We start from the raw sequence: 232 nt of genomic DNA, 5'->3' as shown, positions 1-232 counted from the left end.
ATCATGACCAGCGCGACGCTTCACCTGGTGGCTCCGACGCAGACCGAACGCGGGCTGCTGCGACTCGCCGACCATCTCACCGCGTACGTCGAGCACCGCATCTCCCGACGTGCCGAGCGACGTGAGATCGCCCTCGACCTGCTGCGCGACCAGCAGACCCGCAGGCAGGATCCGCGCGCAGTCGATCACGCACTCGCACAGCTCGGCCTGACGCGGCGCTGAGGCGTAGCGC

At 69.4% G+C, this 232-nt stretch carries 1 protein-coding gene; it reads left to right on the top strand.

Annotation, left to right across the window (positions count from 1 at the left end; all coding sequences use genetic code 11):
• Nucleotides 1-222 (top strand): hypothetical protein (locus tag L687_RS0120820; protein WP_235045207.1); only part of this gene is annotated, 222 nt, incomplete at its 5' end.
• Nucleotides 223-232: the final 10 nt, after the last annotated feature.

The sequence above is a fragment of the Microbacterium maritypicum MF109 genome, from assembly GCF_000455825.1.
In the GTDB taxonomy this organism is placed as follows: domain Bacteria; phylum Actinomycetota; class Actinomycetes; order Actinomycetales; family Microbacteriaceae; genus Microbacterium; species Microbacterium maritypicum_A.
This window is presented reverse-complemented; position numbering and strand designations above follow the sequence as displayed.